1 protein-coding gene is annotated in these 637 nt (G+C 57.9%); it reads right to left on the bottom strand.

Annotation, left to right across the window (positions count from 1 at the left end):
• The coding region (locus BVH01_RS24505) for an EF-Tu/IF-2/RF-3 family GTPase (RefSeq protein WP_256562796.1) at positions 1-637 on the bottom strand (637 nt) is incomplete at both ends.

Raw genomic sequence — 637 nt, 5'->3', positions numbered from 1 at the left:
CGAACCGGTCACGTCAGTGGTACGGAAGTAGAACTGCGGACGGTAGCCCTTGAAGAACGGGGTGTGACGACCACCTTCCTCTTTGGACAGAACGTACACTTCAGCTTCGAACTTGGTGTGCGGCTTGATGGTGCCCGGCTTGGCCAGAACCTGACCACGCTCTACGTCGTCACGCTTGGTGCCGCGCAGCAGAACGCCACAGTTCTCACCAGCACGACCTTCGTCGAGCAGCTTGCGGAACATCTCGACACCGGTACAGGTGGTCTTGGTGGTAGCACGCAGACCAACGATCTCGATTTCTTCCTGGATCTTGACGATACCGCGCTCTACACGACCGGTCACTACAGTACCGCGGCCGGAGATCGAGAATACGTCTTCGATCGGCATCAGGAACGGACGGTCGATGGCACGAACCGGCTCTGGAATGTAGCTGTCCAGAGTTTCAACCAGGGTCTTAACAGCAGTGGTACCCATGCCGTTGTCGTCCTGGCCGTTCAGAGCCATCAGCGCCGAACCGATGATGATCGGAGTGTCGTCGCCCGGGAAGTCGTAGGTGCTCAGCAGATCGCGAACTTCCATCTCGACCAGCTCCAGCAGCTCAGCGTCGTCAACCATGTCAGCCTTGTTCAGGAAGACA

The sequence above is a fragment of the Pseudomonas sp. PA1(2017) genome (assembly GCF_001945375.1).
GTDB lineage: Bacteria > Pseudomonadota > Gammaproteobacteria > Pseudomonadales > Pseudomonadaceae > Aquipseudomonas.
This window is presented reverse-complemented; position numbering and strand designations above follow the sequence as displayed.